Raw genomic sequence first — 20,608 nt, 5'->3', positions numbered from 1 at the left:
CTTACGCGACGGGTTCGAGTTCAGCTGAGAAGTGTCTGAGTTCTTCCATCGGTGGCTCCCAGACGATCTTCAGGCCGGTGTACTCGTCGCGGCGGTCGCGGACGCGCGCAGCGGTCTCGGCGATGTGTTCGAGGTGTTCGCGCCAGTATGTCCGGCGAGGCAGGGCGAGACGGACGAGTTCCGGACGGTCGGTCCCGGGGAAGGCGAACGAGCCGAGTTCGACTGTCCGGACGCCGCCTTCGCGGTAAAGTTCACAGACGAGGCGCTGCCCGGGGAACTGGTCGGCGGGAATGTTCGGGAACAGGGCGGCCGCATCAATGTAGACGGCGTGACCGCCGGTCGGCGTGACAATCGGGATATCGCGCTCACGCAGGAGGTCGCCGAGGGTCGCGACCTGTTCGAGTCGCTCGGCGACGTACGGGGGTTCGACCGCTTCCCGGAGACCGGTGGCCATCGCTTCGAGGTCGCGGCCCGCGAGGCCACCGTAGGTCGGGAACCCTTCATAGAGGATCGCGCGCTGTTTGCACTGTTCGAACAGGGCAGCGTCGCGAACGGCGGTGAACCCGCCGATGTTTGTGAGTGCGTCTTTTTTCCCGCTCATCGTGATTGCGTCCGCGGGACGCAACTGCTCGCGAGCGATCTCACGGAGGGGCGTGTCGGTGTATTCGGGGTCGCGTTGTTTGATGAACTGTGCGTTTTCGGCGAACCGACAGGCGTCGATGACGAACGTCGCGTCGATTTCCGTGGCGAAAGCGGCCGTCTCGCGGATGTTTTCCATCGACACCGGCTGGCCGGCGGCGGAGTTGTTCGTGATCGTCAGGACGACAGCCGAAACAGCGTCTTCCCCGTACTCTTCGACGGCATCCCACCCACGGTCTGTGGAGAAGTTTCCGGCAAACGTCCCGACGCTGTCAGCGGTCAGGTCCGTCTCCGCCGGGCAGTCAACCGCGGTTGCACCCTGATTCGTTACGTGTGCGCGGGTGGTGTCAAAGTGCGTGTTGTTGAGAACGACAGCACCCTCGTCCAGTAGCGCCCCGAACAGGACGTTCTCCGCACCGCGGCCCTGATGTGTTGGGACCACGCGGTCGAATCCCATCACGTCGGCGACCGTCTCACGGAAGCGTTCGAACGAGCGTGAGCCGGCGTAGGCCTCGTCTCCTCGGACTACGTCCGCCCACTGCTCGTCACTCATCGCTCCTGTCCCCGAATCAGTCAACAGGTCGATAAAGACATCATCCGCAGCGAGGTTGAAGACGTTGTGTCCGGCCTCGGTGAGCGCGGTCTCACGTCGCTCACGGGGCGGGAGCTGTATCGAGGTTACCGATTTGGCCTTGTACGAGCGCATGCTGTGTCGCAGTACGCCGACCGACTTATTCACCATCTGATATTCTGTGTACAGCGGTGGGCTGAGATGTCCATCACCAGCCGAGTGCGGCTATCGGTGGACAGGTGTTTCTGGCAGGCCAAAATAGCGGGCATTTTGAGGCCACAACTGCTGGAGGGACGTATGAGCGTTCGCGAGGAATTCGACGCGTGGGCGGCCGAAGGCAAAGACAGAGGCATGGAGGACCGGCACTGGCACACCGCCAAGCACGTCCTCGCCCGGATGCCGGTCGAGCGGGGCGACACGGTCCTCGACCTCGGAACGGGGTCGGGCTATGCGCTCCGTGCGCTCCGCGACACCAACGATGCCGGACCCTGCTATGGTCTCGACGGGTCGCCGGAGATGCTCCGGAACGCCCGCGAGTACACGGACGACGACGGCATCGGGTTCCTGCGCGGGGACTTCGACGCCCTCCCGTTTGCGACTGACAGCATCGACCATGTGTTCTCGATGGAGGCGTTTTACTACGCCAGCGACCCGCCGCACACGCTCGAAGAAATCGCACGAGTGCTGCGACCGGGCGGGACCGCCCACATCGCGGTGAATTACTACGAGGAGAACGTCCACTCCCACGAGTGGCAGGAGTTCATCGATATCGAGATGACCCGCTGGAGCGCCCCGGAGTACCGCGAGGCCTTCCACGAGGCGGGGCTGGCAGTGGCAGCACAGGACACCATCCCCGACCGTGAAGTGGAGATCCCGCCGGCGGATGCGTTCCCCACCGACGAGTTCGAGACCCGTGAGGCGATGGTCGAGCGCTACCGCGAACTGGGGACGTTGCTGACCGTCGGCGTCGCCACGGAATAACGGCCCGGACAGCCGGTCAAAACACGGACTCCGGCCGGAACGACCGACAGGGTATTTTGTGGCCGCAGGCAAAACCAAGGCGTATGGCTGAAGAAACCTCGCTGGAGGACTTTCTCGACGCCGGCGACGAGAGCGAGGACGAGGGAGTGAACGGCGTGTCTGCGGGAGACGAGACGACAGAGACGGAAAGCGAAGTCTCCGACGCCGAAGTCTCGACCGACGGGGTCGAACCTGCCGTGACGACGTACGCGTGGTCGCCCGAGGGAGCGCCCTGTGCCGAGTGTGGCGAGGTCGTCGAGCGGCGGTGGAGACAGGACAGTATCCTCGTCTGTGGGGCGTGTAAGTCCTGGTGAGCGGCGCTACCGGCCGTGAATCGGATGTGTGTCTTTCTCACCCATCCACAGAGTTACATACGCGCACACCATAGACGTGGCTACAACTGAACGGCCCGGAGGATGTGGTACCCACACAAGACACTTACTGGTCGACAGGACAGACTATCCCACCAGTCCCCGTGCCACGGCGTCGTCCCACGAGATCGCGACTATGACAGATACTGACACATCACACAGTCAACAGTCGGACAGTCCCCTCCGCGACGCCACACGCGTCGCCAATCAGGTGATCGAAAACGTCGAGCAGGTCATTGTCGGGCAACACGACGCCATCGAACACATCGTCATCGCGCTGCTCGGCCGCGGCCACGTCCTGCTTGAAGATGTTCCCGGCGTCGGCAAGACGATGCTGGCCCGCTCCGTCGCAGCTTCCTTCGACGGCGAGTTCAAGCGCGTCCAGTTTACGCCGGACCTCCTCCCGACCGACGTGACCGGTGTCAACATCTACAACCAGAAGACACAGGAGTTCGAGTTCCGGCCGGGGCCGATCTTCGCCAACGTCGTCCTCGGCGACGAGATCAACCGCGCGCCGCCGAAAACGCAGTCGGCGCTGCTGGAAGCGATGGAGGAACAGCAGGTCTCAGTCGACGGGACCACACATCCCGTGCCACAGCCGTTCACGGTCATCGCTACGCAGAACACGGTCGAGCAGAACCGGGCTTACGACCTGCCGATGGCCGAACTCGACCGGTTCATGATGAAGCTTCATCTCGGCTATCCGAACGAGGCGGCGGAGACGGAGATGCTGGGTGACGTGGTCGGCCATCATCCCATCGAGGAACTCACGTCGGTGGCTACCCTCGATTCGCTGTCCGCCGCCCGGGAGACAGTAGCCGACGTGACCGTCGAAGAGCCGATTCGGTCGTACGCGACCCGACTCGCGCGGTACACGCGGGAAAACGCGCAACTCGGCGTCAGTCCGCGAGGCAGCATCTCGCTGCTCCGGGCGGCACAGGCCCGCGCCGTACTCGACGGCCGCAGTTACGTCATCCCCGACGACATCCAGACTGAAGCGCCGGTCGTCCTGCCACACCGCATCCGCACCGAGCGCAGCGAGCAGGACGCCCGGGAACTCGTCGCGGAGGCGCTCGATACCGTCTACGTCGAATGAGACCGACACGCCGCGGTTTCGCCGTCCTCGCCGTCGCCGTTGCCGCCCTTGTTGTCAGCGCCAGATTCGGTCAGCCCGGGCTTACTGCCGTTGCCGGCCCGCTGTTGGTGGGTGTGTTCGCTGCTGCCGTGCAGGTTCGCTGGGGCGGCGCGCCGACCGTCGAGCGGGGCCGCCTCCGCCGCGGGTTTCCCGGCGAGACGAAGCCCGTGGAGTTCCGCGTCGACGGCAGCGGAATTGCGACGGTCACCGACCGGCTTTCTGAGGGCCTCTATGGAGAGACGACAGTCAGGAAGTCCCTGCCGGCGACGGTGACCTACCGCGTCACCTACACGGCCCGGGGCGAGCAACAGGCTGGTCCAGTCGACGTGACAGTGACGGACGCGCTTGGACTCGTCAGGGAGAGCTACACTGTCGGAAACAGGACCGACGTGCTCGTGTATCCGCCCGTCTACCGGCTGGGCGGGACGGACGCGTTCGCGCAGACATTCACGCCGGAGAACGAGGACCGCCAGTCGTTCGACCGATTGCGCGAGTACGTCAGCGGCGACTCGCTACGGGACGTACACTGGAAATCCAGCGCCAAGCGCGAGGACCTGTTAGTCAAGGAGTTCACCGACAGCCGAAGCGACCGGACCCTGCTCGTTGCCGCGGAAGCCCAGCAAGGGCACGCCGACGCGATGGCCGCTGCGGCGGCGACCATCGCGATGGCCGCGCTGGAGAGTGGTCTGGCAGTCGAACTCGCCGTTCCGAACGGCGCGGTTGAGCAGGGCTACGGCGACACCCACCGGACACGACTGCTCGAACTGCTGGCCCGGGCCGACGCGGGCCGGACCGACCGCGTGGACGACGCTGACGTGGTCGTCACGGCCAACGGCGACGGCGTCACGGTGTCGGTCGACGGCCGCCGCCAGTCTTTCGCTGACGTGACCGCCAGTCGGGACAACCCCATCGCGGGCGAGGTGAACGGATGAGCGCCGCCGGCACAGAGCAGGTCCGCGACCGGATCCCGTGGAGCGGGTCCCGGATACTGGCGTTGCTTGGGGCGGCGCTGGCCATCGGCGCGCCACTGCGGACGATGTACTACCTCAGCGACGTGGTCGGCGACCCGACCCTGTTTCTGGCGCTTGCCGCGCTCTCGTTCGTGGGTGCTACGCTGCTTGCCCGCGTGCTCAGACCGCCCCTCGCGGTCGGTGTCGGCGCGGTGCTGTTCGCCGGCGGGCTCGTCGCGTACATCCTGAACCTCTCGACGAATCCGGCGGTGACGGAACTACTGGGGGATACCGCCGCCCTGCTGACCGGGCGGTCGCTGCTCCAGATTGCCAAGGTCAGGCTATGGGTGCTGTCGTTTGCGCCGGCACCGGTGTTTCTGACCTGGTACTTCGCGCTGCGGCGCTGGTACGTGACAGCGACGGTGGCGGCCGGCACAGCGCTCGCGTTCTTCGCCCTGACGACCGACGCCGGTGTGGTGACGACCCTGCTGGGCGTCGTCGGCATCGCGGCGACAATCGGCTTCGGGACGCTCGATGCGCTGTCGACGGACGAGCCAGCAGACCTGACGAAGCGACCCGACGCAATGACTGGCAGTGACGCGACGGAGCCCGCGGACGACGACAGCGAGGGTATCGACGCCGGGCGGCGCGCTGTCCTCGAACAACTGGCGGCGATAATCGTCGTCCCGGCGGCGCTGTCACAGGTGCCAATCACCCGCGACAGCTTGCTGTCGTACGACGACGGGTCGGACGGCCAGACCGTCGAGGGGAGCCTCTTCGACGCCGGGGAGTCCCTCTCGGTACAGGGGAGTATCTCGTTGACACCGGAGATACGGTACACGGTCGAAAGCGAAGAACCGCGATACTGGCGGGTCGCCTCCTACGACCGCTACACCGGCAATGGGTGGGTCCGGACTGGAACCCCCCGTCCGTACGGCGACCAGCGCCTCGACAGCCCACCGGGTGAAACTCGGACGCTTCGACAGGAGTTCCGGGCAGAGTCGACCATCGGAACTGTCCCGGCCGCCTGGAAGCCCGTTCGCTACTCGGGGGAGCCGTCGGTCTCGGTCGCCAGTGAAGGCGGATTCCAGCCCGACGGCACGCTGTCGACGGGCGACAGCTATGAGGTCAGGAGCGAACTGCTCGTGGCGACCCCGGACGGGCTGCGTGAGGCCGGGACCGACTACGACGACGCAACCACCGAGCTGTACACCCAGCTCCCCGACAGCACGCCGGATCGGGTTGAGGAGCGGACAGCTATTCTCACCGCGAACGCTGAGAACCCCTACGAGACAGCGCTGGTAATCGAGCGCTGGCTGCAGGACAGCAAGGGCTACTCACTTGACGTCGACCGACCCGGTTTCAACGTCGCCGACGCCTTCCTCTTCGAGATGGATGAGGGGTACTGCGTCTACTTCGCGACGACGATGGTGACGATGCTTCGGACCCAGGGCATCCCGGCGCGCATGACCGTCGGGTACACCTCCGGCCAGCGAATCGACGAGAACCAGTGGGTCGTGCGCGGGCTGAACTCCCACGCGTGGGTCGAGGTGTACTTCCCCGGCCAGGGCTGGGTACAGTTCGACCCGACGCCGTCCGGGCCGCGCGAAGAAGTCAGACAGCAACGTATCGAGGACGCGAATGCGGACGGGTCGTCGCCCACCGTCGGCGACGGGAACCCGGTAGAGCAGTACACGCCATCCGACACGTCGACGCCCGCCCCGCTGACAGAGACCACCAGTACCGAAACTGAGCCGACTGAGACGCCGACGGCCACCGAAACTGACACACCCACTAGCACAACAGAGGCATCGGACACGGACGAAGGGACGGAGTTGCGTTTGCCGGCGCTCCCGTCGCGCGAGGAGATGACGCTGGGCGTCGTCGCGTTGCTCGGCATCGCGGCGGGCGCGCGCCGGTCCGGCCTCAGCGAGCGAGCGTACCGGGCGGTATGGCTGCGCTACCAGCGCCGCGTGGACCCCGAGACCGACGTTGAGCGGGCGTTCCAGCGGGTCATGTACGTCCTCGCAACGGATCACCGGAGCCGCAGGAGCGGCGAGACAGTACGGGCGTATCTCGACGCGATAGAGGCCGACGATCGGATTCAGCGGCTGGCGGCGCTACGGGAGCGGCTCCGGTACAGCGGCGAGGTCGACGAAGCGATTGCCGACGAGGCCGTCGAAATCGCCGATGGAATCGTTTCCGACCGGTAGTCCCCGACAGTGTTTAATAGGTCGTGTTCGTAGGCGCGATTGTAATGTCGGAAGTCTGCTCGACGTGCGGGCTGCCTGAGGAGCTCTGCGTCTGTGAAGACGTCGCTAAGGAGTCCCAGGAGATTAACATCCGCATCGACGAGCGCCGTTACGGGAAGGAGGTAACGATCATCGAGGGATTCGACCCGAAAGACGTCGACATGGACTCGCTGTCCTCAGACCTCAAATCGAAGTTCGCCTGCGGTGGCACTGTCGAGGACGGACAGATAGAGCTCCAGGGCAATCACACGGGCCGCGTCGAGGATTTCCTCCGCGACAAAGGTTTCAACGTCGCCTGAACTCCTGACTGCCAACGGTTCTCGTGAGAGCGCCGTGGCAAGCTACTGCTGTGACCTGTTCGCCGGCTTTTCAGCTGTGATTGCCCGCGAGTGAACTCCATCCAGCCGTTTTGGTGCCGTCGTGAGAACTTCTGAGTACAACCAGTGGTGGCGGCGATAGATGCGTGATACCAACACCCACGGTCGGCGGTCAACTATTTCAACCATGGGACGGTAACTGTTTGCAATGTTCGTTGTACTCCGGCGGGTGGTGGCCGTCGGACTCGTGGTCCTTCTCCTCGGTGGGGGAATCGCGTCGCTCCCGGTGGCGGCGACTCTTGACCACGGAGCGGTGACCGACGACGGCGACGGACTGGCGGCTGGGGTCGGCGAGAACTGCACGTACAGCGGTGATACAGCGCCAAACCGGAGCGAGGCGACGGTCGATCCAGTACACTCGTCGACAGGCACTGCCAAGGCGAATGGCTCAGTACTCCGAACGAGAAGCGCCGATACACATCGACGACAGCCACGAGAACAAGGCGGAGACATAGCTACGACAGCGGCCGGCATGGAGACGGGGACAGCCACTTCGGGTACAACACAGACCAGTGATGGTGACGTGATTCAGCAGACACAGACATACGCGCGCGTGCCAGAACAGCCGGGCGAAGTCGCGGTGACCCTGACCTACGAGGTGCCAGACCGAGTTGTCGACCTCGAAACGCACGTCCCGGCGGCGGCGACAGTGACCGAAACGGACGGATTCGAGCGTGTCAACGAGTCCGTCTACGAGTGGGAAGAAACGACGGACACAGCGACGATCAGCTACCGCGTCAACCCGAATCGGACCATCGAAAAGAGCGGGCCAGAGGGGGCCGAGGGACGGTATCTCAGCGTCGATACAGGCGAGTGGGCGCTGCTCACGCGGTCGTTGACACCGACGCGCTGGCGCTACACCGGCCGTGATCCCGTCAGGTACAACCGCACACTCCGGACGGCGGGACCCGGAGCGGCAGGCGAGGAGATCGTGTACCTCGGCGACGTCGCGACCTTCGAGGAGACGGCGCACAACCAGACGTTCACGCTGGCTGTGCCAGAGCGTGCGACGATGACAGCCTCACCGATTTCGGTGCTGGACTCGATGGCGAACGCGTCGAACGCGCTCCGGGTCGGCGACCGTGACGAGCAGGTGTTCGTCGTCGCTGCGCCATCCGGGGCCGTCAGCTGGGGTGTCGAGGGGTATCAGATCGGTGACGCAGATATGTGGGTCCAGTCCCGGCAGTCGCTGGATGTCGCTAACAACGTCTGGCTCCACGAGTACGTCCACAGCCGGCAGGCCTACGAGACGACAGAGAAGACGCGGTGGACGGTCGAAGGCTGGGCGACGTACTACGCCGCTGTCCTGACGCTGGAACAGAACCGGATCGGGTTCGACGAGTTTCAGGCACAGCTCGCGGCGGGCGGGCGGCCGGTCTACAGTGATGTGATATTGACCGAGAGGACAAGCTGGACGAACGACGCGAACTACTGGAAAGGGGCGCTCGTCGCCGGACAGACTGATGTCCACATCCGTTCGGCGACTGGCCGTAACCAGACACTCCAGCGCGTGTTTCAGTCGCTGAACGGCTACCGTGACCCCGTCACACAGTCACAGTTCCTCGCCGAGATCGAGGCTGCTGGTGGGCCAAGCGTCCGGGACGCGACCGCGACGGAGACCGAGACGGCAGCGGCCGTGACGATGTGGAACGAGACGACACACCGGCAGTTGTTCGGTTCGATTCCCGCCCGTATTGGCTACAGCCTCCCGCCGGTCGACCGGGCGGACGCCTACCGCGCAGATAGTCTCTACCGGTCGGACGCACCGGTCGGCGGTAGCGAACCGATCCGGCTGGCGACCAACGAGACGCTCGCGGTCGATGCGGTCGTCGAGAACGCCGGCGGCGAGGCAGGGACCTACAACGTGTCGCTCGCGGTCAACGAGACTGTCGTCGACGCGAAACAGGGCCGGATCGAACCGGGAGTACGGACCGAGGTTGCAGTGACACACACGTTTGCTGCCCCCGGCCGATACGTGGTCAGCGTCGACGGTGACACCGTCACAGTCATTGTGTCGGAACCGGCAGCCGCCAGTGTCACTAACGTCACCGCGAGTCCGCAAGAAGTCAGGCAGGGGGACAGTGCGGACGTGACTGCGACTGTCGCCAACGACAACGATATTCCGGGGACAGCAACGGTCGAGTTCCGCCGCAACGATGTCGTGTTCGCCGAACAGCGGCTGTATCTCTCGCCACACGTAACGACAACAGTCACCCGGGCAGTCACCCTCGACGAACCCGGAACGGTGTCGCTGTCGGCGGGTGACGGACGGACTACGACGACGGTTGACGTGGTCGTCTCGACGGAGACGGCGGCACCACCGTCGACTCCGAACTCGACGGAGGTGCCCACAGACAGACAGACGACAGCCGGAGAGGGCGACGGCTTTACCGCGATTATCGCCGGTCTCGCAGTGTTGCTTGCGGCTCTGATTGCCCGCCAGCGTCGTTCCTGACACGAGCCCGAAGGGAACAGTTATTGCGGTCGGCCAGTCGTTGTCAACCGTGAACGTCGGAATCGCGTATGCCGTCCTGTCGGCGCTGGTGTTTGGGGTGTACCTGTTCGTGATGAAGCGGTGGTTCACCGACTACCCGTCGCCGGTGTTTCTGTTGCTTACATACAGCTTGGTCCCCATCGTCTACCTCCCGATTGTCTTCGCCAGCAACGAGCCGTTCCTGCCGGCGGGAAACCGTATCAACGCTCTCTCGTCGATACTCGCTGTGACAGCGGTGACGGCAGTGGGGTTGCTCACCCTCTTTCGAGCGATCCGCGTCGGCGAAGTCTCCTACGTGTCGCCGATCAGCAAAATCGTTCCCGTGTTCGTGTTGCCGCTGGAAGTCGGCCTGCTTGGCCAGCACCTCTCGGCGCTGCAGGTCGGCGGCGTCGTCGTCGCGACTGCCGCCGTCTACGTCGCGAACTGGCAGGGGACAGCGTTACTGGCCCCACTCAAGCGGGCCCGGAAGTCCCGGCCCGCACAACTGGCGCTGCTGTCGGCTGCGGCGTTCGCGCTCGTCGATGTAAGCAAGCGGGTGCTGATGCAGGAACTGGCCATCGAACCGACGACGTACATCCCGGTGATGGCCGTCGGTATTGCGGCGTTGATGACGCCGCTCGCGTTCCGATACCAGGTCCCGCCAGGGTGGCAAGGAGACCTCCCGAAGTTCGTCGTCGCGGCGATGTTCGTCGCCTACGCGAATCACATCGTATTGCTGTCCTTCCAGTTGCTCCCGGCGAGTATCGTGTCGCCAATCGTCAACGGGCAGGCTATCGTCGCCGTCATTCTGGGAGCGATTGTACTCGACGAGGCGCAGTTCAGAGCACGGCTGGCCGCTGCGGGGCTGGCTATCGTCGGTATCGCGATGATCTCGGTCGGATAAGAAAAGTCAGGCCGACTTTCGTTCCGACGCGCAGCCAACCTGTACCGCATAGCTCGATTGAAGCCACGCGGTCGGGTTCTCGGTGTCGTAGACGACGACGTCGCCGCCGCCAGTGGTGAAGCTGCCGTACTGCTCGTCGGAGTCGGTAGTATCGCGCGACGCTGGTTCCATTGTGGTACAAGGGAACATCCGACACAGCGCTACATAAATGTTTCTCGAATGTGGTATGAAGTATTATTAGCATATTAGGATTTGCCCGCTAATACAGTCCAGCTGAGAGACCAGCACCGATATGTGGCCGCCGGCAAAGGCATCCGATATGACACGAGCGGACGGCCCAGTGACACCGCCAGTTGTGTTGACCGTCGCCGGCAGCGACTCCGGTGGTGGGGCCGGCATCCAGGCCGACCTCAAGACTATCGAGGCCTGTGGCGGCTTCGGGACCAGCGCGATCACGAGTGTGACGGCACAGAACACCACGGGCGTACAGGGCCAGCATCTGCTCCCGATTGCGGAGATCGAGGCTCAGATCGAGGCGGTCATCGAGGACTTCGACGTGGCCGCGGTCAAGACGGGGATGCTCGCAACGAGCGAGGTCATCGAGCTGGTCGCGGACCACGCCGCCGTCCTGCCGAACCTCGTCGTCGACCCAGTGATGGTGGCAGCCTCGGGCGATCGGCTGCTGGCCGCCGAGGCCGAAGACGCCTACGAATCTCTCATCGCCGAAGCGACGGTCGTCACACCGAACGCCGACGAGGCCGCCGTCCTGACCGGGCGCGATGTCGACGACCCCGCGGCCGCGGAACAGGCGGGCCGCGACCTCGTCGAGATGGGGGCCGACAGCGCGCTCGTGAAGGGCGGCCACGTCCCGGGTGACACCGTCGTCGACACCCTCGTGACCGAAGACGAGGTGACGACGTTCCGCCACGACCGCATCGACACCGAGGCCACTCACGGCTCTGGCTGTACGCTCTCCTCGGCCATCGCGACACAGTTGGCCCACGGCGACGACCTGTCGGCGGCGGTCGGGAGCGGCATCGACCTGCTCGCGAGTGCGGTCCGGTACAACGTCGACGTGGGCGAGGGGCCGGGGGCGGTCCATCACCTCGTCCGGACGCGCGACGACGCCGCACGCCATCCGACGAGCGAGGCCGTCGAGCGGGTTGTGTCGGCGCTCGTCGATGCGGACGTGTCGGCGCTGGTTCCCGAGCGAGGGATGACCGTCGCCGGCACGACCCCCTACGCAGAGACACCCGACGCGGTCGCCGCCGTCGAGGGCCGCATCACCCGCACGATGGACGGTGTCCGGCCGAACCGCGGCGTCCGCTTTGGCGCGTCCACAACGGTGGCTCGCGCCCTGCTGGCCGCCCGTGAACACGACCCGTCGCTCCGGTTCGCCATCGACTGTCGGCTGACCGACGCCGTCGAGGACGCGCTGGCGTCGCTAGGCGGCGCGATTGCCTCGTACGATCCCGAGGAGCGACCGGACGGGGCTTCCGCCGACGCTATCGCGTGGGGCACTGGCCGGGCTGTCGAGACCAGCGACGGGACACCGGCCGCAGTCATCGGCCGCGAGGGCGTCGGTGTCGGCGGACGCGTGACGCTGCTCGCAGCGGATGCCGACGACCTCGTCTCCCGCGTGGAGACTGTCCACGAAGCCGTCAAAGACGGCGCGTAGCCCGTCAGTCGGTCGTGCGCTGGCCCGACACAGACGGTGGCCGCGTTTAACCGCGAGCAACGCATACCCGGACGTATGAGTGAGACACAGTCGAACGAGCGGATCACGGTCTTCTCGGACTACGTCTGCCCGTTCTGTTATCTCGGACGCGAATCGCTCAGGCAGTACCAGTCGACACGCGAGGAGGAATTGGAGATCGACTGGCACCCCTTCGACCTCCGGAGCGGGAAGCGCAACCCCGACGGCTCTATCGACCACTCCGTCGACGACGGCAAAGACGAGGACTACTACGAGCAGGCCAAAGAGAGCGTCCGCCGGCTGCAGGCGAAATACGACGTCGAGATGGATCTGGACATCGCCACCGACATCGACTCACTGCCCGCCCAGATCGCCTCCTACTACGTCAAAGAGCACTACGACTACGAGACGTGGCTGACCTTCGACGTGGCCATCTTCGAGGCGCTGTGGCAAGACGGACAGGATATCGGCGACGAAGACCTGCTGGTCGACCTGGCCGAAGACGCGGGCGTCGACGGCGACGAAATCCGGTCGGCGCTCGCGGACGACGCGCTCCGGTCGTCGGTCCGGGAGAAATTCACCGCGGCGCAGCGCCAGGGCATCACCGGCGTCCCGACGTTCGCCTACGATGGCCACGCCGCCCGCGGTGCAGTCCCGCCCGAGCAACTCGAACGGCTCGTCGACGGGACCTGAGCGCCCCGTCGTCTGCCCCTCACGCGACGCGGTTCCGGAGCGACTCGCCGCGGGCGGTCCGGTCGAGGTTCTCCCGGACGAGGGCCGCGATGTCCTCGTGATACCGGTTCGTGAACGCGGCGACGTGTGGCGTCACGATAGCCGATTCGTGGTCCCAGAGCGGATGCTCCTCCGGGAGTGGTTCGGCCCAGTGAGCGTCGAGGGCCGCCCCCGCAATCGTCTCAGTATCGAGGGCATTCAGTAGCGCGTCCTCGACGACAACCGGTCCCCGAGCGACGTTGACGAGGTACCCGTCGTCACGCATCGTTCCGAGGAGGGCGGCGTCGACCATCCCCTCGGTCTCCTCGGTGAGCGGACAACACAGCACGACGAAGCGAGCGTCGGCGACGGCAGTGTTCAGTTCGTCGGGCGTGAACACGCGCCTGACGCACTCTGTGGGATCACCGGAGCGGCGAACGCCGACCACATCCATTCCCAGTGCATCGGCCCGGTCGGCGACACCCTGGCCGATAGTGCCCAGGCCGACCACGCACACCCGCTCGCCGGTCAGCGTGAACGCCGTGTCGTACGGTTCCTGTGTCCAGTCGCTGTCGCCCTGCCGGTCCCGATAGACGTGGAGCCGGCGGGCAAACGCCGTCAGATAGCCGACGACGGTCTCCGGGACGGTGTCGCCGTGGATGCCGGTGCTGTTCGTCAGCGCCGTCCCGGCGGCCTCGTAGGCGGCCACGTCGAACTCGTCGTAGCCCGCGCGGATGCCGTGGACCCAGGCGGCGTCCAGAAACGCGTCTCGGGGGGAGAACGTGACGACACAATCACCGGCGTCGAATGACGCGTCGTCGCCGACAGCCTCGACGGGAACGTCGCCCCGGAGCGCGGCGACCATCGCCTCCAGCGGGCAGGCCTTTGCGACCGACTCGTGGATGGCGATTCTGTCGATATCCATATCCGTCCCTGCGGCGGAGACGGTATAGTCCTTTTCCGGAACGCGCCGGACCGCTCAGTCCCGGCGACTGCCGAGCGCGTCGACGCGCATCTCGACGTAGCGGCGGGACCACCGCTTCGAGAAGCGGTGCAGGGCTCCGAAGAGTCCGCCGTCTACGGCGTCGCTGGCGTCTTCGTCGTAACTCGACCGGCCGCCCGACTCCATCGGTCCCTGTGGAAAACTCATGACGCTAGATGTTACCACGGCCTGTGAAATAAATATTAGGGATATTAGGGAGCCGACGGGGTCGTGCGTTTTTGCCGTCTTCGACGGTTTTTACAACGATTTTTGAAACAAGTACAGACAACAAGGGATTTAAGCGATAGTTCACAATGCTGGCTTCACGCGTCAATGACAACGTCGTCACCGTCTAGTCGACTCCAGAAGGGGTTTCTCAAGTACCAGCACGTCTTCGTCTTCCTGGCACCGCTGTTGTTCGTCGTCGGCGTGTACACCGCCGCGCCGACGCCCGCGGACGCGGGAAGCGGCTACTGGTTCGAGTACTGGTGGCTCTGTATCGCCTTCGTCACCGGTGCCACCATCGTTAACACGGTCGGCATCAGCGGGTCGGCGCTGTTCGTCCCGTTCCTCATCTTCATTTTCCCACTGCTCGCCGGGGAGACGCTCACGCCGGAGACGCTGGTGAAGGTCGGCCTCATCAGCGAGTCGTTCGGCCTCTCCAGCTCGGCGCTGGCGTTCATCCAGTACGGGCTCGTCGACCGACGACTCGCGCTGAGCCTCGTCCTCGGGAGCGTGCCCTTCGTCGTCGCCGGGGCGCTGCTCTCGTTTGTCATCCCCGAACCGCTGTTTCACGCGTTGCTCGGTATCGCCCTGCTGGCGGCCTCGTACCTGCTTTTCAAGGCCGACCTCGGCCACGAAGAGCCGGGCGAGGCGGGCGACAGCGAGCCCGACGTGTCGGCCGACGGCGGCGACAAGACCCTGCCCGACGACGCCAACAAGCTTGGGCCGGCCGGCGTCGAGACGGCTGACGACGGGGCGGTTACGCGCGTCGACCGCGACGGCAACGACTATGGCTACACGCGCGGCGGCTACCTCGAACGCTTCGCGAACTACAGCATCGGTGGCGTCTTCCAGGGGCTGGCCGGCTTCGGGGTCGGCGAACTGGGCATCATCTCGATGCTCCGAACGGATGTCCCAGTCCGGGTCGCCATCGGCACGAACCACATCGTTGTGGCACTGACAGCGGTTCTGGCCTCGCTGGTCCACGTCTTCGGCGGGGGGCTGGTCCCGGGCGCTCACTCCATCGACCTCGCGTCGACGCCGTGGAACATGGTCGTCTGGACCGTGCCCGCGACGGTCACCGGCGGCCAGATCGCACCGTACGTCTCGACCGCGCTGGACACCGGGACCATCAAGAAGTTCGTCGGCGGCCTGTTCGCGGTCATCGCCGCCGCGCTGTTCCTGATGGCGACAGGGGGCGTCTGAGACGATGTACGACACAGTGCTGCTCCCGACCGACGGCAGCGACGGCATCGGTGCGGCGGCGCGCCACGCCGGAACGATTGCGGACCGGTTCGACGCGACGGTCCACGTGCTCTCGGTCGTCGACACCCGCAACCGGTTCGAGAGCCCGTCGAGCGGCCTCTCGGCCGACGCGTGGCTCGACGCGGAGCGCGAGCGCGCCGCGGAGGCCATCGAGGCGACCGTCACCGAGCTACCTGACGGCGTGTCGGTCGAAACCACACAGCGCGAGGGCGTCCCGAAAAGCGAAATCGTCGACGCGGTCACGGAGATTCCGGCGGACCTCGTCGTGATGGGGACCCACGGTCGGACCGGGCTGGACCACTACCTCATCGGGAGCGTCGCGGAGACGGTCGTCCGGGAGTCGCCGGTGCCGGTGCTGACCGTCCAGTTGTCTGAGGAGTGACCACGGCGACCGCATCAGCCGTCGACCGGGCCTGTCCGGGACGCATCGGTCGCTCGGTGATACGCTGACAGCACGAGCGCGTGGAACGCGACGAGGACGGCGACACCGGCGACGATGACTGCGACCTGCAGCGGCGTCGAGAGCAGTCCCAAGGAGACGATGAGTGTGGTCGCACAGGCCGGCGCGTGGACGGTGTCGGTCGCAATCATCCCCCAGCTCGTCACGACAATCGAGAGCGTCGCACTCGCGACGAGGCGGAGCCCGGCCGCGGAGAACGCGGTCGGGTCCGCGACGAGTGAGACACCGCCGGCGAGCAGGCTGTACGCGGCCAGCCCCGCAACGCTACCGATGAGATGGCTCGCGACGACGCTGACCAGCCCTGTCCGGTCGCCGTCCCGCTGAAACGCGAGGATGAACGCAGAAGGGCCGAGACTCGGGAAAATAAACGGTTGCCCGCTCGCCCACGCGAGCATTCCGAGGACGACAAACAGCACGCCGGCGTACAGACTCGTGCCGACCCGATGCCGTCGCATTGCTCCCGATAGGAAACTGAACGGACAAGACAGTCACGGTCCGACAAATCGACGCTGGAATCCTGAGTGGAGACGACAGCGGCCAGCCGTTCCAGTCAGAGCGCCGTCGTCGTCGTGTCGTCCTCGCTCGGGGCTGACGGCGGCATCCCGTCGCTCTCGCGTAGTTGCTCGAATGCGACTGCGATAACTGCGGTACCGTACAGCGACGCCAGTGGTTGGATGACGACGGTCGGAAGCTGCGAAGTCGGCCCCGGAAGCGCCAGCGCGCCGACGAATCCGATGACACCGCCAACGATCGCCGCGGCGGTACCGACAATCAACAGCAGTCCGAACAGCGCTAGCCGGTTGCCCGTGGTGAGCCGATAGCTCTCTTTGAGCGCCGCGACGAAGTTCCGGTCGTCGACGATGACGTACGGCATCATGAAGATGAACGCGACGTAGGCGAAGATGCCAGGGATGAGGAACAGGACCGACCCGACGAACACCAGCAGGCTGTAGACGATTCCGCCGACGAACACGTTCACCATCGCTAGCGGTACGTTCCGAGTGAACGCTCCCGTGGGGAAACTGTCGCGCGCTCCGGCAGCGAACGTCCGGAAGGACACGATGGTGAGATACAGTGAGACCACGGAGCCGATAGCGATACCGGCACCCGCAACAGAAAGCGGGATGTCGAGGGTGAGTGGCAGGGCTGCAGCAATCTCGCCGTATCCCATTCTGGCGTAAGTCGTCGCCAGGATTGTGTTGAACAGTGCCTGAAAGCTACTCATCAGGGCGAGAAACGCCACAAACAGTATCGCGCCGGTACGACTGAACAGCCGATACCCCGCCTCTTCGAGGGCGGAGCCAATTTGGAGGGCCATCAACGGAGCGCTTCGACAAGCGGAGGTATAAGTGTTGTCTCAGTGTGACAGTTCCACTCAGTTCAGTTGCTCGATTCTGACCCGCTCTCGACGAACTCAATAAGCTCCTCGGCCGGGACGAACCCCTCGGCACGGCGGTCGATAAGCTCGCCGTCGGCAAACAGCAGGAGCGTCGGGACGCTCCGGACGTCGAACGCGTCGACGGCATCGAGGTCGCGTTTGGGATTGAACACGACTACCGTGGCGTCGGTGGCCTTCGCGGCAATGTCGAGTATCGGCTCCATCGACTTGCAGATTGTACAGCCGCTTGTCCGGACCATCGCCAGTACGCGGTCGGCCGTCGCCACCACGTCGTCGAGTTCGCTCCGTGTTTCGACCGTTCGAACGCTGTTTTCGGTTGTGGTGTTCATACAGTCAGTACGTGCCCCGGAGCGAAGAACCCCGCGACGGGCGCGATTGTTTGCCGTGACTGGGACGCCGGACCGTCAGTCCTCGATCTCCCGCACGACCGACGCAGGGTTTCCCTGAACGACGACGCCTGCGGGAACGTCGTCGGTGACGACCGCGCCGGACCCGATAACGGCGTCATCGCCGATGGTGACGCCCGGATTGATGACCGCCTGCCCGCCAATCCAGACGTTATCGCCGATAGTCACCGGCTTCCCGTACTCGACGCCGCTGCGCCGTTCCTCCGGGTCCAGCGGGTGGGTCGCAGTGTAGATGTGGACACCCGGTCCGAGCAGACAGTCGTCGCCGATATTCACCCGGCAGACGTCCAGCACGACGCAGTCGAAGTTCGCGTAGAAGCCGTCGCCGACGTGGATGTGCTCGCCGTAGTCACACCGGAACGGGGGTTCGACGTGGCAGTCCGCACCGACCGAGCCAAACAGGTCCGCGAGGAGGGCCCGTCTCGCGTCGTCGTCGGCCGGGTCGGTCCCGTTGTACTCCCGGGTGAGTTCGTTGGCACGCTCGCGGGCGGCGACGAGTTCGGGGTCGCTGGGGTCGTAGCGCTCGCCCGCGAGCATCTTCTCGCGTTCAGCGGGCATCCTGACCGCCCTCCGGAGTGGCGCTCGTGGCGCAATGAGGTGTACTCATAGCGGGCTGTGGGAGCGCCCCGGTAAGAGATGTTGGGTCGGGGGCTTTCTGGCTGTTCGAAGTCGCCATAGCGTAACCAAACCACTCCCATCTTGCTAGCCCGGAACGGATTTATAATCGACCGTCGCCTACCATGGCCCGTGAACCGCACGGCAGCGCTCGACGCGGTCGTCTTCGGTGTCGACATCCAGAGCGGCGACGTGCGCGGCGACGCGCCGTCGTACGCACTGGTGGTCTTCGACGGGGAATCAGTCGAGCGAGACGTGGTCTCGCGGCGGAAGCTCCGCCGGCGTATCGAGAGCGAGGAGCCGGCCATCGTCGCGACGGACAACATGTACGAACTCGCCGAGGACAAGGACGCCCTGATTCACGTTCTGGGCTCGCTCCCCGACGAGACGAAACTGGTGCAGGTGACAGGCGACGAGCGGCCGGAACCGCTCTCGCGGGTCGCCAAACGCCACGGCGTCCCCTACGGCAAGGACCCGATGGAGGAGGCCGAGGCCGCCGCCCGACTGGCCGCCGCCAACGTCGGCCAGGAGGTGTCCGCCTTCACCGACACGACCGAGGTGAAGGTCTCGCGGGGCCGCTCGACGGGCAAGGGCGGCTGGTCCGAGGACCGCTACACCCGGCGCATCCACGGGGCGGTCAAGAAGCGCGCCCGGGAAATCGAGTCCGAACTCGACGCCGCCGGACTGGAGTACGAGCGGGACGTGACCGAGAAGTACGGCGGCTTCTCCAACGCCGTGTTCCGGGTGTCGGCGCGACCGCAGGACATCCCCGTGTCGAGAGCGCGGTCGGGCGACACCCGGGTCGAAATCGAGCGCCAGCGGCGCGACGGCATCGAGTTCAAACCCCTGGCGAAGCGCCGCGACCACGTCATCGTCGGCGTCGACCCCGGGACGACGACGGCCGTTGCCATCGTCTCCCTCGACGGCACTGTGCTGGACGTGTACTCCTCGCGGACCGACGACACCGCCGCGACGACGGAGTGGATAATCGAGCGCGGCCGGCCGGTCGTCGTCGCCGCCGACGTGACGCCGATGCCCGAGACCGTCGAGAAGCTCCGGCGCTCGTTCAGCGCCGCCGGCTGGGAACCCGACACCGACCTCCCGGTCGACGAGAAGAAACACCGGACCCGCGAGGAGGCCTACGACAACGACCACGAGCGGGACGCGATGGCCGCCGCGCTCTATGCCTTCGACCACCACGCCGACCAGTTCGAGCGCGTCGCCGGCAAGGTGCCGCCACAGCACGACGTGGGGCCGGTCATCGACCGCGTCGTCGCCGGCGAGGAGAGCGTCGAGACGGTGCTGCGCGATCTCGAAGACGACGACGGCGACGACGAGGAGGCCACGGCGCACGAACCGCGGGAACTCACCGACGACGAAAAGGAGATCAAGCGGCTGAACGCCCGCATCGAGCGCCTTGAGTCACACGTCGACGACCTCAAAGAGACCATCCAGCGCAAGGACGACCAGCTCTCGGAGAAGGACAAACAGCTGGAGAAAGCCCGCAGCGAGGGCCGGCGGGAAGTCAGGAAGGACCGCGAGGTGACGCGGCTCCAGCGGCGCAACGAAGCCCTCGAACGGAAAGTCGAGGAGGAACAGGAAAAGCGGGAGACGCTGGCCGACAAGCTCGACCGACTGAAGGCGCTGTGGAAGCTCGACCACTCGAACTTCGCCGACGTGTCGGAGAAGCAGGAAGGACTGACCCCGGTCAAGGTGGTCGAGCAGTTCACCAAGGACGCCATCGCTGACGCCGACGAGCGCTTTGGCCTCGTTGAGGATGACATCGTCATGTTTCGGGATGCCTCGGGCGCGGGCCGGTCGACGGCCCAGCAACTGGCAGATATCGACCCGAAAATCGTGCTCCGGAACGGGAACCTCTCTGACATCGCCGATCAGGTGCTGTTCGACAACGAGATTCCCGTCGCGCCGGCGGAGATGGTCACCGTGCAGGAAGTAGACGAACTGGCCGTCGCCCGCGAAAGCGAGATTGAGGCGGCAATCGAAGACTGGGAGGAACGCGCCGCCGACCGCCGAAAGGAACAGAACGCGGAGATGGTCGACCAGATAATCAGCGAACACCGGGCCGACCGGCCGACGAGCGAGAACTAACCGTTGTGCTGGGACCCGGCGGGCAGTAACGGGCCGACTCCGCTACCGG

The 20,608-nt window shown here is 65.4% G+C and carries 21 protein-coding genes; 13 read left to right on the top strand and 8 right to left on the bottom strand.

Annotated features, from left to right (window positions below; all coding sequences use genetic code 11):
• Window position 1 precedes the first annotated feature (1 nt).
• Entirely contained in the window at window positions 2-1,345 is a 1,344-nt protein-coding gene (locus tag AMS69_RS17535) for a tryptophanase (RefSeq protein WP_053969372.1), read from the bottom strand.
• Between the two features lie 162 nt (window positions 1,346-1,507).
• Here AMS69_RS17535 and AMS69_RS17530 point away from each other — a divergent pair, with 162 nt between their 5' ends.
• The 8 genes from AMS69_RS17530 (at window position 1,508) to AMS69_RS17495 (ending at window position 10,692) form a co-directional block, all read left to right on the top strand.
• Window positions 1,508-2,191 (top strand): class I SAM-dependent methyltransferase, encoded by a 684-nt coding sequence (locus AMS69_RS17530; protein WP_053969346.1) that lies wholly within the window; start codon window positions 1,508-1,510, stop codon window positions 2,189-2,191.
• Window positions 2,192-2,274: 83 nt separating this feature from the next.
• A complete protein-coding gene (locus AMS69_RS17525; protein ID WP_053969345.1) occupies window positions 2,275-2,544 on the top strand; it encodes a DUF7573 domain-containing protein in 270 nt (89 codons plus the stop codon).
• 193 nt (window positions 2,545-2,737) lie between these two features.
• Entirely contained in the window at window positions 2,738-3,697 is a 960-nt protein-coding gene (locus AMS69_RS17520; protein ID WP_053969344.1) for an AAA family ATPase, read from the top strand.
• Window positions 3,694-4,668: a DUF58 domain-containing protein gene (locus AMS69_RS17515; protein ID WP_053969343.1), complete on the top strand. Its 975-nt coding sequence runs from the start codon at window positions 3,694-3,696 to the stop codon at window positions 4,666-4,668. Before AMS69_RS17520 ends, AMS69_RS17515 begins: the two co-directional genes overlap by 4 nt.
• Window positions 4,665-6,899 carry a transglutaminase family protein gene (locus AMS69_RS17510; RefSeq protein WP_053969342.1) on the top strand — a complete coding sequence of 745 codons (2,235 nt, stop codon included), beginning with the start codon at window positions 4,665-4,667 and terminating at the stop codon, window positions 6,897-6,899. The genes AMS69_RS17515 and AMS69_RS17510 overlap by 4 nt, the downstream gene beginning before the upstream one ends.
• 44 nt (window positions 6,900-6,943) lie before the next feature.
• Complete coding sequence (gene yciH / locus AMS69_RS17505) at window positions 6,944-7,237, top strand: stress response translation initiation inhibitor YciH (protein ID WP_004516073.1); 294 nt, start codon at window positions 6,944-6,946, stop codon at window positions 7,235-7,237.
• A gap of 226 nt (window positions 7,238-7,463) precedes the next feature.
• Window positions 7,464-9,770, top strand: coding sequence for a hypothetical protein (locus AMS69_RS17500; protein ID WP_053969341.1), 2,307 nt, complete (start codon window positions 7,464-7,466; stop codon window positions 9,768-9,770).
• 40 nt (window positions 9,771-9,810) lie between these two features.
• Window positions 9,811-10,692: an EamA family transporter gene (locus AMS69_RS17495; protein WP_077067828.1), complete on the top strand. Its 882-nt coding sequence runs from the start codon at window positions 9,811-9,813 to the stop codon at window positions 10,690-10,692.
• A 6-nt stretch (window positions 10,693-10,698) separates the two neighbouring features.
• Here the strand turns inward: AMS69_RS17495 and AMS69_RS20770 are convergent, their stop codons facing one another.
• The gene (locus AMS69_RS20770; protein ID WP_170082748.1) at window positions 10,699-10,863 is read right to left on the bottom strand and encodes a DUF7331 family protein; all 165 of its coding nucleotides are present in this window, start codon (window positions 10,861-10,863) and stop codon (window positions 10,699-10,701) included.
• Window positions 10,864-10,984: 121 nt separating this feature from the next.
• On the opposite strand from AMS69_RS20770, the gene thiD reads away from it, so the two are divergent.
• Both thiD and AMS69_RS17485 read left to right on the top strand, forming a co-directional pair.
• On the top strand, window positions 10,985-12,370 hold the full coding sequence (gene thiD / locus AMS69_RS17490) for a bifunctional hydroxymethylpyrimidine kinase/phosphomethylpyrimidine kinase (protein WP_080508860.1): 1,386 nt from the start codon (window positions 10,985-10,987) through the stop codon (window positions 12,368-12,370).
• 75 nt (window positions 12,371-12,445) lie between these two features.
• Window positions 12,446-13,081: a DsbA family oxidoreductase gene (locus AMS69_RS17485; RefSeq protein WP_053969338.1), complete on the top strand. Its 636-nt coding sequence runs from the start codon at window positions 12,446-12,448 to the stop codon at window positions 13,079-13,081.
• Between the two features lie 19 nt (window positions 13,082-13,100).
• Here AMS69_RS17485 and ddh read toward each other — a convergent pair whose 3' ends face one another.
• Both ddh and AMS69_RS20340 read right to left on the bottom strand, forming a co-directional pair.
• The gene (gene ddh, locus AMS69_RS17480; RefSeq protein WP_053969337.1) at window positions 13,101-14,024 is read right to left on the bottom strand and encodes a D-2-hydroxyacid dehydrogenase; all 924 of its coding nucleotides are present in this window, start codon (window positions 14,022-14,024) and stop codon (window positions 13,101-13,103) included.
• 54 nt (window positions 14,025-14,078) lie between these two features.
• Window positions 14,079-14,249: a hypothetical protein gene (locus AMS69_RS20340; RefSeq protein WP_155119990.1), complete on the bottom strand. Its 171-nt coding sequence runs from the start codon at window positions 14,247-14,249 to the stop codon at window positions 14,079-14,081.
• A 165-nt stretch (window positions 14,250-14,414) separates the two neighbouring features.
• On the opposite strand from AMS69_RS20340, the gene AMS69_RS17475 reads away from it, so the two are divergent.
• Together AMS69_RS17475 and AMS69_RS17470 are read left to right on the top strand one after the other, a co-directional pair.
• Window positions 14,415-15,509 carry a sulfite exporter TauE/SafE family protein gene (locus AMS69_RS17475; RefSeq protein WP_053969336.1) on the top strand — a complete coding sequence of 365 codons (1,095 nt, stop codon included), beginning with the start codon at window positions 14,415-14,417 and terminating at the stop codon, window positions 15,507-15,509.
• A gap of 4 nt (window positions 15,510-15,513) precedes the next feature.
• The gene (locus AMS69_RS17470; protein WP_053969335.1) at window positions 15,514-15,951 is read left to right on the top strand and encodes a universal stress protein; all 438 of its coding nucleotides are present in this window, start codon (window positions 15,514-15,516) and stop codon (window positions 15,949-15,951) included.
• 14 nt (window positions 15,952-15,965) lie between these two features.
• On the opposite strand, the gene AMS69_RS17465 is transcribed toward AMS69_RS17470, so the two are convergent.
• The 4 genes from AMS69_RS17465 to AMS69_RS17450 form a co-directional block, all read right to left on the bottom strand.
• On the bottom strand, window positions 15,966-16,484 hold the full coding sequence (locus AMS69_RS17465; RefSeq protein WP_053969334.1) for an HPP family protein: 519 nt from the start codon (window positions 16,482-16,484) through the stop codon (window positions 15,966-15,968).
• Window positions 16,485-16,579: 95 nt separating this feature from the next.
• Window positions 16,580-17,347: a glycerophosphoryl diester phosphodiesterase membrane domain-containing protein gene (locus tag AMS69_RS17460; RefSeq protein ID WP_053969333.1), complete on the bottom strand. Its 768-nt coding sequence runs from the start codon at window positions 17,345-17,347 to the stop codon at window positions 16,580-16,582.
• 62 nt (window positions 17,348-17,409) lie between these two features.
• The gene (locus AMS69_RS17455; RefSeq protein WP_053969332.1) at window positions 17,410-17,757 is read right to left on the bottom strand and encodes a thioredoxin family protein; all 348 of its coding nucleotides are present in this window, start codon (window positions 17,755-17,757) and stop codon (window positions 17,410-17,412) included.
• A 75-nt stretch (window positions 17,758-17,832) separates the two neighbouring features.
• Complete coding sequence (locus AMS69_RS17450; RefSeq protein WP_053969331.1) at window positions 17,833-18,393, bottom strand: sugar O-acetyltransferase; 561 nt, start codon at window positions 18,391-18,393, stop codon at window positions 17,833-17,835.
• A 189-nt stretch (window positions 18,394-18,582) separates the two neighbouring features.
• Here AMS69_RS17450 and AMS69_RS17445 point away from each other — a divergent pair, with 189 nt between their 5' ends.
• A complete protein-coding gene (locus AMS69_RS17445; RefSeq protein WP_053969330.1) occupies window positions 18,583-20,559 on the top strand; it encodes a DUF460 domain-containing protein in 1,977 nt (658 codons plus the stop codon).
• Window positions 20,560-20,608 lie beyond the last annotated feature (49 nt).

It is taken from the genome of Haloarcula rubripromontorii (assembly GCF_001280425.1).
Taxonomy (GTDB): domain Archaea; phylum Halobacteriota; class Halobacteria; order Halobacteriales; family Haloarculaceae; genus Haloarcula; species Haloarcula rubripromontorii.
The sequence above is the reverse complement of the archived record's forward strand: the minus strand, read 5'-3'. Positions and strand labels throughout refer to the sequence as shown.

Coding starts and splice junctions, on each gene's coding strand:
- AMS69_RS17535 (WP_053969372.1), bottom strand. CDS start 1,345: ATGCGCTCGTACAAGGCCAAATCGGTAACCTCGATACAGCTCCCGCCC.
- AMS69_RS17530 (WP_053969346.1), top strand. CDS start 1,508: ATGAGCGTTCGCGAGGAATTCGACGCGTGGGCGGCCGAAGGCAAAGAC.
- AMS69_RS17525 (WP_053969345.1), top strand. CDS start 2,275: ATGGCTGAAGAAACCTCGCTGGAGGACTTTCTCGACGCCGGCGACGAG.
- AMS69_RS17520 (WP_053969344.1), top strand. CDS start 2,738: ATGACAGATACTGACACATCACACAGTCAACAGTCGGACAGTCCCCTC.
- AMS69_RS17515 (WP_053969343.1), top strand. CDS start 3,694: ATGAGACCGACACGCCGCGGTTTCGCCGTCCTCGCCGTCGCCGTTGCC.
- AMS69_RS17510 (WP_053969342.1), top strand. CDS start 4,665: ATGAGCGCCGCCGGCACAGAGCAGGTCCGCGACCGGATCCCGTGGAGC.
- yciH (WP_004516073.1), top strand. CDS start 6,944: ATGTCGGAAGTCTGCTCGACGTGCGGGCTGCCTGAGGAGCTCTGCGTC.
- AMS69_RS17500 (WP_053969341.1), top strand. CDS start 7,464: ATGTTCGTTGTACTCCGGCGGGTGGTGGCCGTCGGACTCGTGGTCCTT.
- AMS69_RS20770 (WP_170082748.1), bottom strand. CDS start 10,863: ATGGAACCAGCGTCGCGCGATACTACCGACTCCGACGAGCAGTACGGC.
- thiD (WP_080508860.1), top strand. CDS start 10,985: ATGTGGCCGCCGGCAAAGGCATCCGATATGACACGAGCGGACGGCCCA.
- AMS69_RS17485 (WP_053969338.1), top strand. CDS start 12,446: ATGAGTGAGACACAGTCGAACGAGCGGATCACGGTCTTCTCGGACTAC.
- ddh (WP_053969337.1), bottom strand. CDS start 14,024: ATGGATATCGACAGAATCGCCATCCACGAGTCGGTCGCAAAGGCCTGC.
- AMS69_RS20340 (WP_155119990.1), bottom strand. CDS start 14,249: ATGAGTTTTCCACAGGGACCGATGGAGTCGGGCGGCCGGTCGAGTTAC.
- AMS69_RS17475 (WP_053969336.1), top strand. CDS start 14,415: ATGACAACGTCGTCACCGTCTAGTCGACTCCAGAAGGGGTTTCTCAAG.
- AMS69_RS17470 (WP_053969335.1), top strand. CDS start 15,514: ATGTACGACACAGTGCTGCTCCCGACCGACGGCAGCGACGGCATCGGT.
- AMS69_RS17465 (WP_053969334.1), bottom strand. CDS start 16,484: ATGCGACGGCATCGGGTCGGCACGAGTCTGTACGCCGGCGTGCTGTTT.
- AMS69_RS17460 (WP_053969333.1), bottom strand. CDS start 17,347: ATGGCCCTCCAAATTGGCTCCGCCCTCGAAGAGGCGGGGTATCGGCTG.
- AMS69_RS17455 (WP_053969332.1), bottom strand. CDS start 17,757: ATGAACACCACAACCGAAAACAGCGTTCGAACGGTCGAAACACGGAGC.
- AMS69_RS17450 (WP_053969331.1), bottom strand. CDS start 18,393: ATGCCCGCTGAACGCGAGAAGATGCTCGCGGGCGAGCGCTACGACCCC.